This is a genomic window from Yersinia alsatica (genome assembly GCF_902170305.1).
Classification (GTDB): domain Bacteria; phylum Pseudomonadota; class Gammaproteobacteria; order Enterobacterales; family Enterobacteriaceae; genus Yersinia; species Yersinia alsatica.
Genome location: NZ_CABHWW010000033.1, coordinates 325612 through 345037, shown reverse-complemented (window position 1 = coordinate 345037; position 19426 = coordinate 325612). Strand labels below are relative to the sequence as shown.

The following is a 19426-nucleotide window of genomic DNA, read 5'->3' as shown; positions in this document are numbered from 1 at the left end:
TAAGGGCTGCCAATAGCGGTGTTACGATAAGTAAGTATAAAAAAGCCCCCTGAATATAAATACTCAGGGGGCAGTCAAATATAAGCTTTCTAAACAGACTGTAATTAAACTACAGCTTGTACTTGTAACTTTTGGCTCGGTTCGCCAATTGGCAGCACAGTGCGGCCATATTGCTCATTGAGTACTTCTGCCATTGCCAGGTAAATTGCGCTGGCACCACAAATAATGCCTTCGAAACCAGCGAAAACCAGCAGTGAATGGTTACCGGTGAAGTTACCGACTGCCAGCAGAGCAAACAGCAGCGTCAGGCTACCGAAAACAAACTGCAAAGCACGGTTGGCTGGCAGAGTGCCGAAGAACATAAACAGCGTGAAGATACCCCATAGGCCCAAATAAACGCCAAGGAATTGCGCATCAGTTGCTTCCGCCATACCCATTTTAGGCAACATCAGCAAACCGACCAGGCTCAACCAAAATGCACCATAAGAGGTAAACGCCGTAGCGGCAAAAGTGTTGCCTTTCTTATATTCCAGCATACCCGCCAGAATTTGTGCCAGACCGCCGTAAAAAATCCCCATGCTCAAAATAACAGAGGTCAGGGGAAAGAAGCCTGCGTTGTGCAGGTTGAGCAAGACGGTGGTCATCCCAAAGCCCATCAGGCCTAATGGGCCAGGATTCGCCAACTTGGTGGTGTTCATAAGTCCTCTGCAAGTAACAGAATGCTAATAAAAAAGGATAATTATCCGAATAAGTATAAAGCGCCTGAATGACCAAAAAGTCGTCAATTCCCTCAGTGCGCGCGGCATCATAATGATCCGCGCGATTGGAAACAATGATCTTGAGGGTGATAAAAAGTAATTTTTTTTCATCTCCCCCCTTGATGCTGCGTTTCGTGGCCCCATCTTATTCCCAACCGCAGGGACTAATCGTGGATCAGCGGAAACATACGCCAGTAGAATGCTGGGTGTGAAAACATTGATTGTAAGAATTTGGGCAGTTGAAAAAAAACAATCCGCCCACATATAGATTAGTAACTTGACCGAATATGACTTTTTAGTGGAGGCGTTCTAGATGGGTAAAATTATTGGTATCGACTTGGGTACTACCAACTCTTGTGTAGCAATTATGGATGGCACAACTGCGCGCGTGCTGGAAAACGCCGAAGGCGATCGCACAACGCCTTCTATTATCGCGTATACCCAAGATGGTGAGATTCTGGTTGGTCAACCAGCTAAACGTCAGGCTGTCACTAACGCAGAAAACACACTGTTTGCTATCAAGCGTTTGATTGGCCGTCGTTTCCAGGACGAAGAAGCACAGCGTGATAAGAGCATCATGCCGTACAAAATCGTTGCTGCTGATAATGGTGACGCTTGGCTGGAAGTAAGAGGCCAAAAAATTGCACCACCGCAGATTTCTGCTGAAGTACTGAAGAAAATGAAGAAAACGGCTGAAGATTATCTGGGTGAGCCAGTGACTGAAGCGGTTATCACTGTGCCTGCATACTTTAACGATGCTCAGCGTCAGGCAACCAAAGATGCTGGCCGTATCGCAGGTCTGGAAGTAAAACGTATCATCAACGAGCCAACCGCAGCAGCATTGGCCTACGGTCTGGATAAAGAAGTCGGCAACCGTACTATCGCGGTTTATGACCTTGGTGGTGGTACTTTCGATATCTCAATTATCGAAATCGACGAAGTTGATGGCGAAAAAACCTTTGAAGTTCTGGCAACCAACGGTGATACCCACCTGGGTGGTGAAGACTTCGATAGCCGTCTGATTAACTACTTGGTTGATGAATTCAAGAAAGATCAGGGCATGGATCTGCGTACCGATCCACTGGCAATGCAGCGTCTGAAAGAAGCCGCTGAAAAAGCGAAAATTGAGCTGTCTTCAGCTCAGCAGACCGACGTCAACCTGCCGTACATCACGGCTGATGGCAATGGTCCAAAACACATGAACATCAAAGTGACTCGCGCTAAATTGGAGTCACTGGTTGAAGATTTGGTCAACCGTTCTATTGAACCACTGAAAGTGGCTCTGCAGGATGCTGGCCTGTCTGTTTCCGACATCCAGGACGTTATCCTGGTGGGTGGTCAGACTCGTATGCCAATGGTTCAGAAGAAAGTTGCTGATTTCTTCGGTAAAGAGCCACGTAAAGACGTTAACCCAGATGAAGCTGTAGCTATTGGTGCGGCAGTGCAGGGTGGTGTTCTGTCTGGTGAAGTGAAAGACGTTCTGTTGCTGGACGTTACCCCACTGTCACTGGGTATTGAAACCATGGGTGGTGTGATGACTCCGCTTATCACTAAAAACACCACTATCCCAACTAAGCACAGCCAGGTGTTCTCTACTGCGGAAGACAACCAGTCTGCAGTAACCATCCATGTGCTGCAGGGTGAACGTAAACGTGCTCAGGATAACAAGTCTCTGGGTCAGTTCAATCTGGACGGTATCCAGGCGGCACCTCGCGGCATGGCGCAAATCGAAGTGACTTTCGATATCGACGCCGATGGTATTTTGCATGTGTCTGCTAAAGACAAAAATACCGGTCGTGAGCAGAAGATCACCATCAAAGCATCTTCTGGTTTGAATGAGGAAGAGATCCAGAAAATGGTACGTGATGCTGAAGCTAACGCTGAAGCAGACCGTAAGTTTGAAGAGCTGGTACAGACCCGTAACCAAGCTGACCATCTGATTCACGGTACTCGTAAACAGTTGGAAGAAGCCGGTGACAAACTGCCAGCTGAAGACAAAACTGCCATCGAAGACGCGGTGAAAGCTCTGGAAGCCGCTCTGAAAGGCGAAGACAAAGCTGAAATCGAAGCGAAAACTCAGGCTCTGGTGCAGGTTTCTGGCAAGTTGCTGGAAATGGCACAACAGCAGCAAGCTGCCGCAGGCGGTGATGCTGGTGATACCAGTGCCAAGAAAGAAGACGACGTCGTAGACGCCGAATTCGAAGAAGTGAAAGATAAAAAATAATCGCCCTTAAGCGGGCACAGCAGTAGTAGGCCTTACTGTTGCTGGAAACCAGCACGGGCGTCGAGGAAACTCTACGCCCGTGCACGCATGTTAAGGGTAGGAAAAAAAGAGAATGGCGAAGAGAGATTATTACGAGGTTTTAGGCGTCAAAAAGGACGCCGATGAACGTGAAATCAAAAAGGCCTATAAACGCCTGGCGGTAAAGTATCATCCGGATCGTAATCAGGACGAGAACGATACCGGCGAAAATTTCAAAGAAGTTAAGGAAGCTTACGAAATTCTGACCGACCCACAAAAGCGCGCAGCCTATGATCAATATGGTCATGCAGCCTTTGAACAAGGTGGCATGGGCGGTGGCGGTTTTGGTGGCGGTGGTGCAGACTTTAGCGACATTTTTGGTGATGTTTTCGGTGATATCTTTGGTGGTGGCCGTCGTCAACGTGCATCCCGTGGTTCAGATCTGCGCTACAACATGGATCTGACACTGGAAGAAGCTGTCCGGGGTGTGACCAAAGAAATCCGTATTCCGACGCTAAATGAGTGTGATGTTTGCCACGGTAGCGGTGCTAAGCCAGGCAGTTCTCCGGTGACTTGTTCGACTTGCCGTGGGGCAGGTCAGGTGCATATGCGCCAAGGGTTCTTCACCGTACAGCAGGCGTGTCCGACTTGTCATGGCAGCGGTCAAATTATTAAAGACCCGTGCAATAAATGTCATGGACATGGTCGTGTTGAGAAATCAAAAACGCTGTCGGTTAAGATCCCGGCGGGCGTGGATACCGGTGACCGCATTCGTTTAAGCGGTGAAGGTGAAGCCGGTGAACACGGCGCACCAGCGGGTGATTTGTACGTTCAGGTTCAGGTCAAAGCGCACCCAATCTTCGAGCGCGAAGGCAATAACCTCTATTGCGAAGTCCCAATTAACTTTGCAATGGCAGCCTTGGGCGGCGAGATTGAAGTTCCGACGTTGGATGGCCGAGTTAAGCTGAAAGTACCTGCAGAAACGCAAACGGGCAAACTGTTCCGTATGCGTGGCAAAGGGGTTAAATCTGTTCGCGGTGGTAGTCAAGGCGACTTGCTGTGCCGTGTTGTGGTTGAGACTCCGGTCCATCTGAACGAAAAACAGAAACAACTGTTGCGTGAACTGGAAGAAAGCTTTGTTGGTGCCGCGGGCGAGAAAAACAGCCCACGTTCTAAAAGCTTTTTAGATGGCGTTAAGAAATTCTTTGATGACCTGACCCGCTAGTTGCGATTTAGCTGCTAACAAGCTAATAAAGCAGATGAAAATTAAAATCCTCGATAACCATCGGGGATTTTTTTCATCGTCATCGCGAAATATCTGTGACGTACATCAGTAATGGATCGGTTTTATCGAGCATTCAATGCTATAAAAACGACTTTTTTCGAATTGAGGATTATCCTAAGATTTATGAATTGATTTGCCGAGCACCAGCTCACTGTCCGATGTAAGGAGTCATTCATTGTGACAAACATAATTCGTCAATTTTTACGCCAAGAGGCTGCAGGCGGTTTAATTTTAATTTTTGCCGCGCTTGTGGCCTTATTTATGGCTAACAGCCCACTCCAAGGGCTGTATCTATCATTTCTTGATGTGCCGGTATCAGTAAAGATAGCGTCGCTGGATATTAGTAAGCCGCTGCTGTTATGGGTTAACGATGGCTTAATGGCAGTGTTCTTCCTGGTTGTCGGGCTGGAAGTGAAGCGCGAACTGATGGAAGGGTCATTGGCAGGGCGCGATAAAGCAGTGTTCCCGGCCATTGCAGCATTGGGGGGTATGTTGGCTCCCGCCCTGATTTACTTACTGTTTAATGGGGCGGATGACGTCACCCGCCAAGGTTGGGCAATTCCAGCCGCTACTGATATTGCTTTTGCATTGGGTGTCATGGCATTGCTGGGGAACCGAGTTCCAACCAGCTTGAAGGTCTTTTTACTGGCATTAGCCATTATTGATGACTTGGGTGTCATCATTATCATTGCATTGTTCTATACCCATGAAGTTTCAGTGCCAGCCTTGGGGGTTGCCGCCGCGGCTATTGCGCTATTGGGCTATATGAACTGGCGGGGTGTCGGAAAAACATCAGCCTATTTACTGGTGGGATTAGTTCTGTGGGTCTGTATTCTTAAATCTGGCGTGCACGCGACGTTAGCCGGGGTGATTGTGGGCTTTATGATCCCGCTGCACACTAAAGATAAGCGCTCACCTTCAGAATCGCTGGAGCATGGCTTGCACCCGTGGGTGGCTTATTTGATTTTACCGTTATTCGCTTTTGCCAATGCAGGCGTTTCATTGCAAGGTGTCTCTCTCTCAGGATTGACATCGCTACTGCCTCTTGGGATTGCAAGCGGTCTGTTTATTGGTAAGCCGCTGGGGATTTTCTTATTTAGTTGGCTAGCGGTTAAGTTAGGGATTGCTAAACTGCCAGATGCGATAAACTTTAAGCAGATTTTTGCCGTATCAGTGCTATGCGGTATCGGCTTCACCATGTCGATATTTATCGCGTCACTGGCCTTTGAAGGCGGCGATATTGCCCTGACGACCTATTCTAAACTGGGTATATTGCTAGGTTCGACCTCCGCAGCAGTTGTGGGCTATTGTTTATTACGGTTAGCCTTGCCTGCAAACAGAAAAGCGGCTCACTAATTCAGAACTAAATGGCCAGTGCTGCAGGTTGCGGCACTGGCGTTTTACTTGATGGATTTCCTGGCTTTCATTTTGTGAAGTCTCGGAACAGGGAATGTTTAGTCGTGCATGGAGCCCTCTATTCGGCTCGGCGATATGTTAAGGAGATAACAACATGCGAATGTCACATATCAATTTTAATCATCTGTATTATTTCTGGCAGGTCTGTAAGGAAGGCTCAGTCGTTGGCGCTGCTGAAGCTTTATTTCTAACGCCACAGACCATTACCGGGCAAATTAAAGCCTTGGAAGAACGTATGGGCGGCAAATTATTCAAACGCCAAGGGCGAGGGCTGGTGCCATCAGAGCTGGGTCAGCTGGTTTTTCGCTATGCCGATAAAATGTTTATGCTCAGCCATGAAATGCTGGATATCGTTAATTATCGTAAAGAAGCTAATTTGCTCTTTGATGTCGGTGTTGCTGATGCATTATCCAAGCGGCTGGTTAGCCAAGTATTAGAGACTGCCGTGGCAGATCATGAAAAAATTCATCTGCGCTGTTTTGAATCGACCCATGAAATGTTATTGGAGCAATTGAGCCAGCATAAACTGGATATGATTTTGTCTGACTGCCCCGTCGATTCCAGCCAACAAGAAGGGTTATTCTCGGTGAAACTCGGGGAGTGCAGTGTCAGTTTTTACTGTCGTCAGCCCATTCCGGAGTTGCCGTTCCCGGCTTGTTTACAGCAAAAGCGTTTGTTGATCCCTGGTCGCCGTTCCATGCTGGGGCGTAAATTACTGAACTGGATTAACAGCAAAGGGCTCAAAGTAGAGATTCTGGGGGAGTTTGATGACGCGGCATTGATGAATGCCTTTGCTCTCTATAACAATGCTATTTTTGTTGCGCCGACAATATATGCAGCTGATACCTATGCTAAAGATGACAAAATTGTAGAAATTGGCCGCTTAGATAATGTACAGGAAGAGTATTACGTTATTTTTGCTGAGCGTATGATCCAGCATCCGGCGGTACAGCGGGTATGTAACAAAGATTTTTCTGCACTCTTTAGTGGCTAAAATTAGTGGCTAAAATTTGCAGATTAAAAAGAGTCTGTGGGTTTGAAGAATGCATAAAAAGACCGGCCTAGGCCGGTCTTTTTACTAAGCAGTCGACGTAATGCAATTACTGCATTGCGTTGATTTGCGCTACTAAGTTTGACTTATGGCGCGCTGCTTTGTTTTTGTGGATCAGACCTTTACAGGACTGACGATCCACGATTGGTTGCATTTCATTAAATGCTTTTTGCGCTGCGTCTTTATCGCCAGCTGCAATTGCCGCATAAACCTTCTTAATGAAGGTACGCACCATTGAGCGACGGCTAGCGTTATGCTTGCGGCGTTTCTCAGACTGTACGGCGCGTTTCTTAGCTGATTTGATATTAGCCAAGGTCCAACTCCCAAATATATTCTATTGAGGACGATTCAAAGGCCGAGGAATATGCCCTTTTCGCCTTCGATTGTCAATGGATTTGTGCAAATAAGCGCCGTTTGTACGGGCGGCACTTGCTACGTTGTGATGGAGCGGGATTTTACCAGCTTCGCGCTGTGGAATACAGTCTTTCGAAAGAAAATTCCACAGTTCACTGCCTCGAAAGGATTCGACAGTGATTCTTGCAGACAGTGATTCTTGCAAAAACCTCAACCAGCTTCTGTATTCAACGGCGAACGTATTCTACAGGATAAAGTCAGTAAAAGGGATTTTACCTGCAGATTATTGGCAAAATGGCATGACTTTCGGTTAAAGGTGCCAATCGCGGGTTAACCTTAACCGCTGTACAAGGTATAATCCGGCGATTTCCACTGTTTTGAGCCAGCTATGGAGCTAATTCGCGGTATACATAATATCCGGGCACGCCACCATGGTTGCGTGCTAACTATCGGTAACTTTGATGGTGTCCATCGCGGACATCAGGCCTTATTGGAGCAGCTAAAGCACGAAGGTCGGCGCTTGGGGCTGCCCGTAATGGTAATGATATTTGAACCGCAACCATTGGAATTGTTTGCAGCAGATAAAGCACCAGCACGGCTGACGCGCTTGCGCGATAAAGCTAAATATCTGGCCGAGGCCGGTGTTGACTATTTATTGTGCGTTAAGTTTGATCCGCGTTTTGCTGCTAATACTGCGCAAGCTTTCGTTGCTCAGTTGCTGGTAGAGAAGTTGGGTGTTAAGTTTTTAACCGTTGGTGATGATTTCCGCTTTGGCGCAGGGCGTCAGGGGGATTTTCAGCTATTACAGCAAGCTGGGGCTGAGTTTGGTTTTGATGTGATCAGCACCGACAGCTTTTGTGATGCTGGGCTGCGTATCAGCAGCACCGCGATTCGTCAGGCACTTAATGACGACGACTTGGTGTTGGCCGAGACACTGCTAGGTCACCCATACAGTATTTCTGGTCGTGTGGTTCACGGTGACGAACTGGGGCGCACAATAGGCTTCCCAACGGCGAATTTGCCGTTAAAACGTTTAGTTGCTCCGGTAAAAGGAGTGTATGCGGTTGATGTTTATGGCTTGGGTCCAAAGCCATTGCCCGGTGTTGCCAATATTGGCACTCGGCCTACCGTTGCTGGCATTCGCCAGCAGCTAGAGGTTCATCTGCTTGATGTAACTATGGATCTTTATGGGCGCCATATTGATGTGGTGCTCCGCGCGAAACTGCGCAACGAACAGCGTTTTGCTTCGCTCGATGCGTTGAAGCAGCAAATCGCCAATGATGTGGTGACGGCCCGAACATTTTTCGGGCTAAAGACACCGGTTTAATATTTCTAGCCGAAACGGAACCGAGAATCTAATGAGTGACTACAAGAATACCCTGAATTTGCCTGAAACAGGGTTCCCGATGCGCGGCGATCTGGCTAAGCGTGAACCTGACATGCTGAAACGTTGGTATGAGCAGGATCTGTACGGGATTATTCGTACGGCCAAGAAGGGTAAAAAGACCTTTATTTTGCACGATGGCCCTCCATATGCGAACGGCAACATTCACATTGGTCACTCTGTTAACAAAATTCTCAAAGATATTATTATCAAATCGAAAGGAATGGCTGGCTACGACTCACCTTATATTCCAGGTTGGGACTGCCACGGTCTGCCGATCGAGTTAAAAGTTGAACAGTTAATTGGTAAGCCGGGCGAGAAGGTCAGTGCCGCGGAGTTCCGTGCTGCCTGCCGTAAATACGCGGCTGAACAAGTTGAAGGCCAGAAAGCCGACTTTATCCGTCTGGGCGTGCTGGGCGATTGGGACCATCCTTACCTGACGATGGATTTCAAGACCGAAGCCAATATCATTCGTGCATTAAGCAAAATCATTGATAACGGGCACTTGCACAAAGGCGCGAAGCCAGTGCATTGGTGCACCGACTGCGGTTCGTCACTGGCTGAAGCTGAAGTCGAATATTACGATAAAACATCGCCATCCATTGATGTGCGTTTCAACGCCGTCGATGCCGCCGCGGTGAGCGCAAAATTTGGCGTAACTCAGGTCAATAGCCCGATCTCGCTGGTTATCTGGACTACCACCCCGTGGACTTTACCTGCTAACCGCGCGATTTCACTGAATGCTGAATATGTTTATCAGTTGGTACAGATTGAAGGTGAATGCCTAATTTTAGCCGCTGATTTGGTTGAAAGTGTCATGAAGCGCGTGGGTATCACCCAGTGGGCGGTATTGGGCGAATGTAAAGGTGCAGATCTTGAACTGCTGCGCTTTGCTCATCCGTTTATGGGCTTTGATGTCCCGGCGATTTTAGGTGACCACGTGACTCTGGATGCCGGTACCGGCGCGGTTCATACCGCACCAGGTCACGGCCCGGATGACTTTGTTATCGGCCAGAAATACGGTTTAGAAGTTGCCAATCCGGTGGGGCCGAACGGCTGCTATCTGGCGGGGACTTATCCAACGCTAGACGGCCTGTTTGTGTTTAAAGCCAACGATGTGATTGTGGAGCTGTTGCGTGAAAAAGGCGCATTGCTGAAAGTAGAAAAACTGGTCCACAGTTACCCGTGCTGCTGGCGTCACAAAACGCCAATCATCTTCCGTGCTACCCCGCAATGGTTCATCAGCATGGATCAAAAAGGTCTGCGTAAGCAGTCTTTGGAAGAGATCAAAGGCGTGCAGTGGATCCCTGATTGGGGCCAGGCGCGTATCGAAACCATGGTGGCAAACCGCCCAGATTGGTGTATCTCGCGTCAGCGCACTTGGGGTGTGCCTATGTCTCTGTTTGTCCATAAAGAGACCGAAGTGCTTCACCCACGCAGCACTGAGCTGATGGAAGAAGTCGCCAAGCGCGTAGAGCAAGATGGTATTCAGGCGTGGTGGGATCTGGATCCTGCTGAAATCTTGGGTGCTGATGCTGCAGATTACGTCAAAGTTCCCGATACTCTGGATGTCTGGTTTGACTCCGGCTCAACCCACTCTTCAGTGGTTGATGTGCGCCCAGAGTTTAATGGCCATAGCCCAGATATGTATCTGGAAGGCTCTGACCAACACCGCGGCTGGTTTATGTCGTCATTGATGATTGCGACCGCGATGAAAGGCAAAGCGCCATATCGCCAGGTGCTGACTCATGGTTTCACTGTTGATGGTCAAGGGCGCAAAATGTCCAAATCCATCGGCAACACCATCAGCCCGCAAGACGTCATGAACAAACTGGGTGGCGACATCCTGCGTTTATGGGTGGCATCAACGGATTACACCGGTGAAATCGCTGTTTCTGATGAAATTCTGAAACGTTCCGCTGATTCATATCGTCGTATCCGTAACACCGCGCGCTTCTTGCTGGCGAACCTTAATGGTTTCGATCCCGCACAGCATCAGGTGAAACCGGAAGATATGGTGGTGGTTGACCGTTGGGCTGTTGGCCGTGCACAGGCCGCTCAAGCCGAAATTATGGCCGCGTATGAAAGTTACGATTTCCACTTGGTGGTACAGCGGTTGATGCAGTTCTGCTCGGTTGAAATGGGTTCTTTCTATCTCGATATCATTAAAGACCGTCAGTACACGGCAAAAGGCGACAGTGTTGCCCGCCGTAGTTGTCAGACTGCGCTGTTCCATATCGCAGAAGCATTGGTTCGCTGGATGGCACCTATTATGTCCTTCACAGCAGATGAAATCTGGAACCAATTACCGGGTCAACGTCCGCAGTATGTCTTCACTGAAGAGTGGTATGAAGGGCTGTTCGGGTTGGCAGGTGACGAAAGTATGAACGATACTTTCTGGGCTGAGCTGTTGAAAGTCCGTGGCGAAGTCAACAAAGTGCTGGAACAGGCTCGTAGCGACAAGCGTATCGGGGGTTCTCTGGAAGCAGCCGTAACCTTGTATGCCACGCCAGAACTGGCTGAGCGCTTGAACAGCTTGCAAGATGAGTTGCGTTTCGTGCTGTTGACCTCCGGTGCGAAAGTTGCCGATTATGCCGACGCAGGTGATGATGCGCAGCAGAGCGAACTGATTGCTGGGTTGAAGATTACCTTTAATAAAGCTGATGGTGAGAAGTGCCCACGTTGCTGGCATTACACTCAAGATATCGGTTTGGTAGCGGAACATGCTGAGCTGTGCGGCCGCTGTGTCACTAACGTCGCCGGAGACGGTGAAGAGCGTAAGTACGCCTAATGAGTAAACCTATTTGTTCGACCGGATTGCGCTGGTTATGGCTGGCAGTACTGGTGGTGATTTTGGATCTCGGTAGCAAACAGTGGGTCATGACCCACTTTGCTCTGTATGAATCTGTGCCACTGATTCCTTTTTTCAACCTGACCTATGCCCAGAATTTTGGTGCAGCATTTAGCTTCCTTGCGGATAAAAGTGGTTGGCAGCGTTGGTTCTTTGCGGGGATAGCTATCGGTATTTCAGTCATATTGATGGTGCTGATGTATCGCTCTACCGCCAAACAACGTCTGCTTAATTGCGCTTATGCTCTGATTATCGGTGGGGCATTGGGTAACTTGTTTGATCGTATGGTGCATGGCGCGGTAATTGATTTTATCGATTTCCACGTCAACAACTGGCATTTCCCCACCTTTAACATCGCCGATACAGCAATCTGTATCGGTGCTGCGTTGGTGATATTTGAAGGCTTCTTAAGCCCAGCTGAAAAGACGGCAATGAATAAAGGTGAGTGAGATGTCCGAGCATGTACAAGGCAATCAAGTACAAGAGAACAGCGCTGTATTGGTGCATTTCACACTGAAGCTGGAAGATGGCTCAACGGCAGAATCAACCCATATTCACGGGAAACCTGCACTGTTCCGTTTGGGTGATAACAGCCTTTCTGATGAGCTGGAACAGCAGTTGATTGGTTTGAAAGCTGGCGATAAGCACGCTTTTACCTTGCAACCTGAAGATGCCTTTGGTTTGGAAAGTCCTGATTTGATTCAGTACTTCACTCAGCGCGATTTTGCACAAACCGGTGTGCCGGATGCAGGGACCATCATGCTGTTTACTTCTCGTGATGGCAGTGAAATGCCAGGAGTGGTGCGCGAAGTGGCTGAAGAGTCTATTACTGTTGATTTTAATCACCCGTTGGCCGGGCATGTCGTCAGCTTTGAAATTGAAGTGCTGGAGATTGACCCCCAACAGGAGGCTGTCCATGCAGATATTGCTGGCTAATCCACGCGGCTTTTGTGCCGGAGTTGATCGGGCTATCAGTATTGTTGAGCGCGCGATCGAAATGTATGGCGCGCCAATTTATGTACGTCATGAAGTGGTGCACAACCGCTATGTGGTTGATAGCCTGCGTGAGCGTGGCGCTATCTTTATCGAGGATATCTCTGAGGTGCCAGATGGCTCCATTCTGATTTTCTCGGCCCATGGCGTGTCGCAGGCGGTTCGAGCAGAAGCCCGTGCGCGTGAACTCACCATGTTATTTGATGCCACCTGTCCATTGGTGACCAAAGTTCATATGGAAGTTGCGCGCGCTAGCCGCAAAGGGAAAGAAGCTATTCTGATTGGTCATGCCGGCCATCCAGAAGTAGAAGGCACCATGGGGCAATACAGCAACCCGAAAGGGGGAATGTATCTGGTCGAATCTCCAGATGATGTTTGGAAACTGAATGTTAAAGACGAGAATAATCTCTGCTTTATGACCCAGACGACATTATCCGTTGATGATACCGCCGCTGTTATTGATGCCTTGCACCAGCGTTTTCCGAAGATTATCGGTCCGCGTAAAGACGATATCTGCTACGCCACAACCAACCGGCAGGAAGCGGTACGGAATTTGGCGAATGATGCAGATGTGGTCTTAGTGGTTGGCTCGAAAAACTCGTCTAATTCTAATAGGTTGGCCGAATTAGCACAGCGAATGGGTAAGTCGGCTTATCTGATTGATTCTGCGGATGATATCCAAGAGTCATGGCTACAGAATGCAGCATGTATTGGCGTTACTGCTGGTGCATCAGCTCCTGATATCTTGGTACAACAGGTGATTGCGCGCTTGCAATCCCTTGGGGCTGGTGGGTCTGTTGAACTACGTGGTCGTGAAGAAAATATCGTCTTCGAAGTCCCCAAAGAATTACGTGTTGAGGTTAAGCAGATCGACTGATCTGGTATTTATTCTCTCTGGCATGAATTCAATACTTATCAAGCAGCCCGCAGTGGCTGCTTTTTTATGCTTAAAGATACTGTTTTCTTGTTATAACTTGTCTAGCCCTTTAGTGGAGTATGACGAATGATAGAACATTATAACTGCATGAATATGCGGAATAAGCACAATCTGCCATATAGACGGCTATGGCACTACATTTAAGGTGAATAAGGCATTTAGTTGTCGATCAAATCCACTGGAACGCGAGTTACTGAATGTAATGTAAGGAATTAAGTGGTTTCACTGATAAAAGCGGGCGTATATCATTTTTTTCTAATACAGATTAAATAGGCTGGCAGAGTCTATAGCGGGCAGCTAATCTGAACCCTTGTCAGGGCAGATGACACAATATTGGGAGAACTAATGACTGATTCAACAATTCGTATCGCCGTGGTTGGCGCAGGTGGTCGTATGGGGCGACAGCTTATCCAGGCCATTACGCAAACTGAAGGTGTTGTGCTGGGGGCTGCCGTTGAACGTGTAGGCTCCACATTAGTAGGCAGCGATGCGGGTGAGCTGGCGGGTACCGGTTTACTGAATATCCAGGTAAACGATGATTTATCGAAAGTAACTGATCATTTCGATGTGTTGATCGACTTTACTCGCCCTGAGGGCACGCTGGAACATTTAGCTATTTGCCGCAAACAGGGTAAGGCCATGGTGATTGGCACCACTGGTTTTGATGATGCGGGCAAAGCGGCCATCAGTGCTGCGGCATCTGACATTAGTATTGTTTTCGCAGCGAACTTTAGTGTTGGTGTGAATGTGGTGCTCAAGCTGCTGGAGAAAGCGGCCAAAGTGATGGGCGACTACACTGATATTGAGATTATTGAAGCCCACCATCGTCATAAAGTTGATGCACCATCAGGTACCGCACTGGCAATGGGAGAGGCTATTGCTGATTCGTTAGGGCGGTCACTGAAAGATTGTGCGGTTTATAGCCGGGAAGGCCATACCGGGGAACGTAAGCCCGGCACTATCGGTTTTGCGACGGTGCGAGCTGGCGATATCGTCGGGGAGCATACGGCGATGTTTGCTGATATCGGTGAGCGGGTTGAAATCACCCATAAAGCCACCAGTCGCATGACTTTTGCTAATGGTGCAGTTAAGTCGGCCATTTGGGTCTCTAAGCGTGATAATGGTCTGTTTGATATGCGAGATGTACTGAATTTGAACGAACTTTAAAGGTGTAAAGCACAGCCAGTGATGTGGTTGTTTTTATCATAATGGTTTGATAACAGGACAATATTTTATTGTCCTTTTTTATTTTTATGTAAAAATTGAAGTTTTGTATCTATTTTGTGTTTATGGCTGTATTTATGTGTATTTAACCTCGGTTTTATCTCATTTACTCTCTTGGCTAAGCAATTTTTCCCATTTATCCCTCTCTATAATGATATTTTCCAGTCACTCACCCTCGCAACCGTTTACTATGTTAAGTTAGCTTGTGTTTTTGCCGCTATAATTGGCTCATTTTAACGAAAACCGCAAAAAACAGAGAAAAAATGGTGCTTTGGCTAGACAAGAGCGTCACTCATCATTAAAATGCGCCCAATTTGCCAAAAATTAGCTTTGAGGGCGGTTTTTGCATTGATTTAGATCGCTAGATATGAATTAATATGCAAATAATGTGACTGTTTATTCCTTGGAGGATGTTTTGATTAAGTCAGCGCTATTGGTTCTCGAAGACGGAACCCAATTTCACGGTCGGGCCATCGGGGCAGAGGGTACGGCAGTGGGGGAAGTGGTCTTCAATACGTCGATGACCGGTTATCAAGAAATCCTCACTGATCCTTCCTACTCCCGCCAGATCGTCACTCTTACTTATCCTCATATCGGCAATGTCGGCACCAATGCTTCCGATGAAGAATCCTCCGCAGTACACGCCCAAGGTCTTGTCATTCGCGACCTGCCATTGATTGCCAGCAACTACCGTAATGAAGAAGGCTTATCTGAATATCTCAAACGCCACAACATTGTTGCGATTGCGGATATTGATACCCGTAAGCTGACCAGGTTGCTGCGCGAGAAAGGCGCTCAAAACGGCTGCATTATTGTGGGTGACTTATCTGATGCCGCTTTGGCACTGGAAAAAGCCAAAGCATTCCCCGGCTTGAAGGGGATGGATCTGGCGAAAGAAGTGACCACTAAAGAAGTTTATAGCTGGCTGCAAGGCAGTTGGACTCTGGAAGGTGACTTACCTGCGGCGCAGCAGCCGGAAGAATTACCCTTCCATGTCGTGGCATACGACTACGGTGTAAAACGCAATATTCTGCGCATGCTGGTGGATCGCGGCTGCCGTTTGACAGTGGTTCCAGCACAGACACCTGCTGAAGACGTTCTGAAGCTAAATCCAGATGGTATTTTCTTGTCAAACGGTCCAGGGGACCCGGAGCCATGCGATTATGCTATCACGGCGATTAAACGTTTCTTGGAAACGGATATCCCGGTGTTTGGTATTTGCTTAGGCCATCAGTTGCTGGCTCTGGCGAGTGGCGCGAAAACAGTAAAAATGAAATTCGGTCACCACGGTGGCAACCACCCAGTGAAGGATTTGGATGCAAACTGTGTGATGATCACTGCACAGAACCACGGTTTCGCGGTTGATGAAACCACATTGCCCTCCAACCTGCGCACTACGCACGTTTCTCTATTCGATGGTTCCCTGCAAGGGATTCACCGCACTGATAAAGCAGCTTTCAGCTTCCAGGGACACCCTGAAGCCAGCCCTGGGCCGCACGATGCCGCTCCGCTGTTTAATCACTTTATCGAACTGATTGAAGCCTATCGCGCATCATCAGCAAGCACTAATAGCAAGTAATCAGGAGCTAAGACCATGCCAAAACGTACAGATATAAAAAGCATCCTGATTCTCGGCGCTGGCCCAATTGTCATCGGCCAGGCTTGTGAGTTTGACTACTCCGGTGCTCAAGCTTGTAAGGCACTGCGTGAAGAGGGTTACCGCGTCATTCTGGTGAACTCTAACCCCGCCACCATTATGACTGACCCAGAGATGGCCGATGCGACCTATATCGAGCCAATTCACTGGGAAGTGGTACGCAAAATTATCGAAAAAGAGCGTCCAGATGCGGTACTGCCAACCATGGGCGGCCAAACTGCACTGAACTGCGCGTTGGAACTGGAACGTCAGGGTGTTCTGGCTGAATTTGGTGTCACCATGATTGGTGCGACCGCCGATGCTATTGATAAAGCCGAAGACCGCCGTCGCTTTGATATCGCGATGAAGAAAATTGGTCTGGATACTGCTCGTTCAGGTATCGCGCATAATATGGAAGAAGCTCTGGCCGTCGCGGCTGATGTCGGCTTCCCATGCATTATCCGCCCATCCTTTACTATGGGCGGCACCGGTGGCGGTATCGCGTATAACCGCGAAGAGTTTGAAGAGATTTGCGAGCGCGGTCTGGATTTATCGCCAACCAAAGAGTTGCTGATTGATGAGTCACTGATTGGTTGGAAAGAGTATGAGATGGAAGTTGTCCGCGATAAAAATGACAACTGCATCATTGTCTGCTCCATCGAAAACTTCGATGCCATGGGCATCCATACCGGTGACTCCATCACGGTAGCCCCAGCTCAGACGCTGACCGACAAAGAATATCAAATCATGCGTAATGCCTCGATGGCAGTACTGCGTGAAATCGGCGTAGAAACCGGTGGCTCTAACGTACAGTTCTCGGTCAACCCGAAGAATGGCCGTTTGATCGTCATTGAAATGAACCCACGCGTATCCCGCTCTTCTGCTCTGGCCTCTAAAGCAACCGGCTTCCCCATCGCCAAGATTGCCGCCAAGCTAGCTGTGGGTTATACGCTGGATGAGTTAATGAATGACATCACGGGGGGCCGTACTCCAGCGTCCTTCGAGCCATCCATTGACTATGTTGTGACCAAAATTCCACGTTTTAACTTCGAAAAGTTTGCTGGTGCCAATGACCGTCTGACCACCCAGATGAAATCTGTTGGTGAAGTGATGGCGATTGGCCGCACTCAGCAGGAGTCACTGCAAAAAGCATTGCGTGGTCTGGAAGTCGGTGCCACGGGTTTTGACCCTAAAGTTAGCCTTGATGATCCTGAAGCGCTGACCAAAATTCGCCGCGAATTGAAAGAAGCGGGCGCAGAGCGTATCTGGTATATCGCCGATGCATTCCGTGCAGGAATGTCTGTTGACGGTGTCTTCAACCTAACCAATATTGACCGCTGGTTCTTGGTGCAAATTGAAGAACTGGTTCGCTTGGAAGAGAGCGTCGCAGAATGCGGTATCAATGGCCTGACTGCTGAGTTTATGCGCCAACTGAAACGTAAAGGCTTTGCTGATGCCCGTCTGGCGAAATTGGTTGGTGCGGCTGAAAGTGAAGTGCGCAAATTGCGTTACAAATATGGTTTGCACCCAGTTTATAAGCGCGTAGATACCTGTGCAGCAGAATTCTCTACCGATACCGCCTATATGTACTCAACCTATGAGGAAGAGTGCGAGTCCAACCCAACTAGCGACCGCCCGAAAGTGATGGTGCTAGGTGGCGGCCCGAACCGTATCGGTCAAGGGATTGAGTTCGACTATTGCTGCGTACATGCGTCACTGGCACTGCGTGAAGACGGTTATGAAACCATTATGGTGAACTGTAACCCGGAAACGGTCTCCACTGACTATGACACCTCCGACCGTCTCTACTTTGAGTCTGTCACGCTGGAAGATGTACTGGAAATCGTCCGTATCGAGAAACCGACTGGCGTAATTGTGCAGTACGGCGGGCAGACGCCATTGAAACTGGCCCGTGAGCTGGAAGCTGCCGGTGTGCCGATTATTGGTACCAGCCCGGATGCTATTGACCGTGCCGAAGACCGCGAACGTTTCCAACAGGCGGTAAATCGTCTGGGCTTGAAACAACCGGCTAACGCCACTGTTGCTACCATCGAACAGGCGGTGGAGAAAGCGGCTGGTCTAGGCTATCCGCTGGTGGTTCGCCCATCCTATGTACTGGGTGGCCGCGCGATGGAAATCGTGTATGACGAAATTGACCTGCGTCGTTACTTCCAAAATGCGGTCAGTGTGTCGAATGATGCACCGGTATTGCTGGACCGCTTCCTTGACGATGCAGTTGAAGTCGATGTGGATGCCATTTGTGACGGCGAGCGCGTGTTAATCGGCGGCATTATGGAGCATATCGAGCAAGCAGGGGTTCACTCCGGTGACTCAGCCTGTTCATTGCCCGCCTACACTCTGAGCAAGGAAATTCAGGATGTTATGCGCCAGCAAGTTGAAAAACTGGCCTTTGAACTCTGTGTTCGCGGCTTGATGAACGTGCAGTTTGCCGTGAAGAATAACGAAGTTTATCTGATTGAGGTGAACCCACGAGCGGCCCGTACGGTACCTTTCGTCTCTAAAGCGACCGGTATGCCACTGGCAAAAATTGCCGCGCGCGTGATGGTAGGGCAGAGCCTGGCTGAGCAAGGTATTCTGGAAGAAATTATTCCTCCTTACTACTCAGTCAAAGAAGTGGTGCTGCCATTCAATAAATTCCCAGGTGTTGACCCGATTTTAGGGCCAGAAATGCGCTCTACCGGTGAAGTTATGGGGGTTGGCCGTACTTTCGCCGAAGCATTCTCTAAAGCGATGCTGGGCAGCCAGTCTGGTATGAAAAAGAGTGGCCGTGCGCTGTTATCCGTGCGCGAAGGTGATAAGCATCGTGTGGTTGATTTGGCGGCAAAACTGCTTAAACAGGGCTTTGAATTGGATGCGACTCACGGCACTGCAGTAGTGCTGGGTGAGGCGGGTATCAATCCACGCTTGGTCAACAAGGTGCATGAAGGGCGTCCACACATTCAGGACCGTATCAAGAATGGTGAATACACTTATATCGTGAATACAACGGCAGGGCGTCAGGCGATTGAAGACTCCAAACTGATCCGTCGCAGTGCTTTGCAATATAAGGTGCATTACGACACCACACTGAATGGCGGTTTCGCAACTGCCATGGCACTGAATGCCGATCCAACTGAACAAGTGATTTCAGTGCAAGAAATGCATGCCAAGATTAAGAATATGAAAGGCTAATGCGGGTGATAACCCAGTAAATAACAGGGCGATGGAGACATCGCCCTTTTTTATGCTCACTATTTATAGAATTACGGCTTTTAACCATAAAAACAGTATTTTT

At 48.7% G+C, this 19426-nt stretch carries 14 protein-coding genes; 12 read left to right on the top strand and 2 right to left on the bottom strand.

Going from position 1 to position 19426, the window contains the following annotated elements:
* Window positions 1-104 precede the first annotated feature (104 nt).
* Window positions 105-698 (bottom strand): acetate uptake transporter, encoded by a 594-nt coding sequence (satP, locus tag FTA96_RS20640; protein ID WP_050106601.1) that lies wholly within the window; start codon window positions 696-698, stop codon window positions 105-107.
* Between the two features lie 373 nt (window positions 699-1071).
* Here satP and dnaK point away from each other — a divergent pair, with 373 nt between their 5' ends.
* The 4 genes from dnaK to nhaR all read left to right on the top strand — a co-directional run bounded on the left by dnaK (window position 1072) and on the right by nhaR (window position 6695).
* Window positions 1072-2982, top strand: a complete 1911-nt coding sequence (gene dnaK, locus FTA96_RS20635; protein WP_004706076.1) for a molecular chaperone DnaK — start codon at window positions 1072-1074, stop codon at window positions 2980-2982.
* A gap of 112 nt (window positions 2983-3094) precedes the next feature.
* Window positions 3095-4225: a molecular chaperone DnaJ gene (dnaJ, locus tag FTA96_RS20630; RefSeq protein WP_004706078.1), complete on the top strand. Its 1131-nt coding sequence runs from the start codon at window positions 3095-3097 to the stop codon at window positions 4223-4225.
* Between the two features lie 237 nt (window positions 4226-4462).
* Window positions 4463-5641 carry a Na+/H+ antiporter NhaA gene (gene nhaA, locus FTA96_RS20625; RefSeq protein WP_050106600.1) on the top strand — a complete coding sequence of 393 codons (1179 nt, stop codon included), beginning with the start codon at window positions 4463-4465 and terminating at the stop codon, window positions 5639-5641.
* 154 nt (window positions 5642-5795) lie between these two features.
* Complete coding sequence (gene nhaR / locus FTA96_RS20620; protein ID WP_050106599.1) at window positions 5796-6695, top strand: transcriptional activator NhaR; 900 nt, start codon at window positions 5796-5798, stop codon at window positions 6693-6695.
* Window positions 6696-6801: 106 nt separating this feature from the next.
* On the opposite strand, the gene rpsT is transcribed toward nhaR, so the two are convergent.
* On the bottom strand, window positions 6802-7065 hold the full coding sequence (rpsT, locus tag FTA96_RS20615) for a 30S ribosomal protein S20 (RefSeq protein WP_002220715.1): 264 nt from the start codon (window positions 7063-7065) through the stop codon (window positions 6802-6804).
* A gap of 429 nt (window positions 7066-7494) precedes the next feature.
* Here rpsT and ribF point away from each other — a divergent pair, with 429 nt between their 5' ends.
* From ribF to carB, 8 genes are all read left to right on the top strand, one after another.
* Entirely contained in the window at window positions 7495-8433 is a 939-nt protein-coding gene (gene ribF, locus FTA96_RS20600; protein WP_050145564.1) for a bifunctional riboflavin kinase/FAD synthetase, read from the top strand.
* A 31-nt stretch (window positions 8434-8464) separates the two neighbouring features.
* Entirely contained in the window at window positions 8465-11281 is a 2817-nt protein-coding gene (gene ileS / locus FTA96_RS20595; RefSeq protein ID WP_145574775.1) for an isoleucine--tRNA ligase, read from the top strand.
* Window positions 11281-11790 (top strand): signal peptidase II, encoded by a 510-nt coding sequence (gene lspA, locus FTA96_RS20590; RefSeq protein ID WP_050101737.1) that lies wholly within the window; start codon window positions 11281-11283, stop codon window positions 11788-11790. The genes ileS and lspA overlap by 1 nt, the downstream gene beginning before the upstream one ends.
* 1 nt (window position 11791) lies before the next feature.
* Window positions 11792-12277 (top strand): FKBP-type peptidyl-prolyl cis-trans isomerase, encoded by a 486-nt coding sequence (gene fkpB / locus FTA96_RS20585; RefSeq protein ID WP_050106596.1) that lies wholly within the window; start codon window positions 11792-11794, stop codon window positions 12275-12277.
* Complete coding sequence (gene ispH, locus FTA96_RS20580; protein WP_050106595.1) at window positions 12258-13211, top strand: 4-hydroxy-3-methylbut-2-enyl diphosphate reductase; 954 nt, start codon at window positions 12258-12260, stop codon at window positions 13209-13211. The genes fkpB and ispH overlap by 20 nt, the downstream gene beginning before the upstream one ends.
* A gap of 405 nt (window positions 13212-13616) precedes the next feature.
* Window positions 13617-14438, top strand: a complete 822-nt coding sequence (gene dapB / locus FTA96_RS20575) for a 4-hydroxy-tetrahydrodipicolinate reductase (protein WP_050106594.1) — start codon at window positions 13617-13619, stop codon at window positions 14436-14438.
* 472 nt (window positions 14439-14910) lie between these two features.
* Window positions 14911-16074, top strand: coding sequence for a glutamine-hydrolyzing carbamoyl-phosphate synthase small subunit (gene carA, locus FTA96_RS20570; protein WP_050106593.1), 1164 nt, complete (start codon window positions 14911-14913; stop codon window positions 16072-16074).
* Between the two features lie 15 nt (window positions 16075-16089).
* Complete coding sequence (gene carB / locus FTA96_RS20565) at window positions 16090-19323, top strand: carbamoyl-phosphate synthase large subunit (protein ID WP_050106592.1); 3234 nt, start codon at window positions 16090-16092, stop codon at window positions 19321-19323.
* Window positions 19324-19426 lie beyond the last annotated feature (103 nt).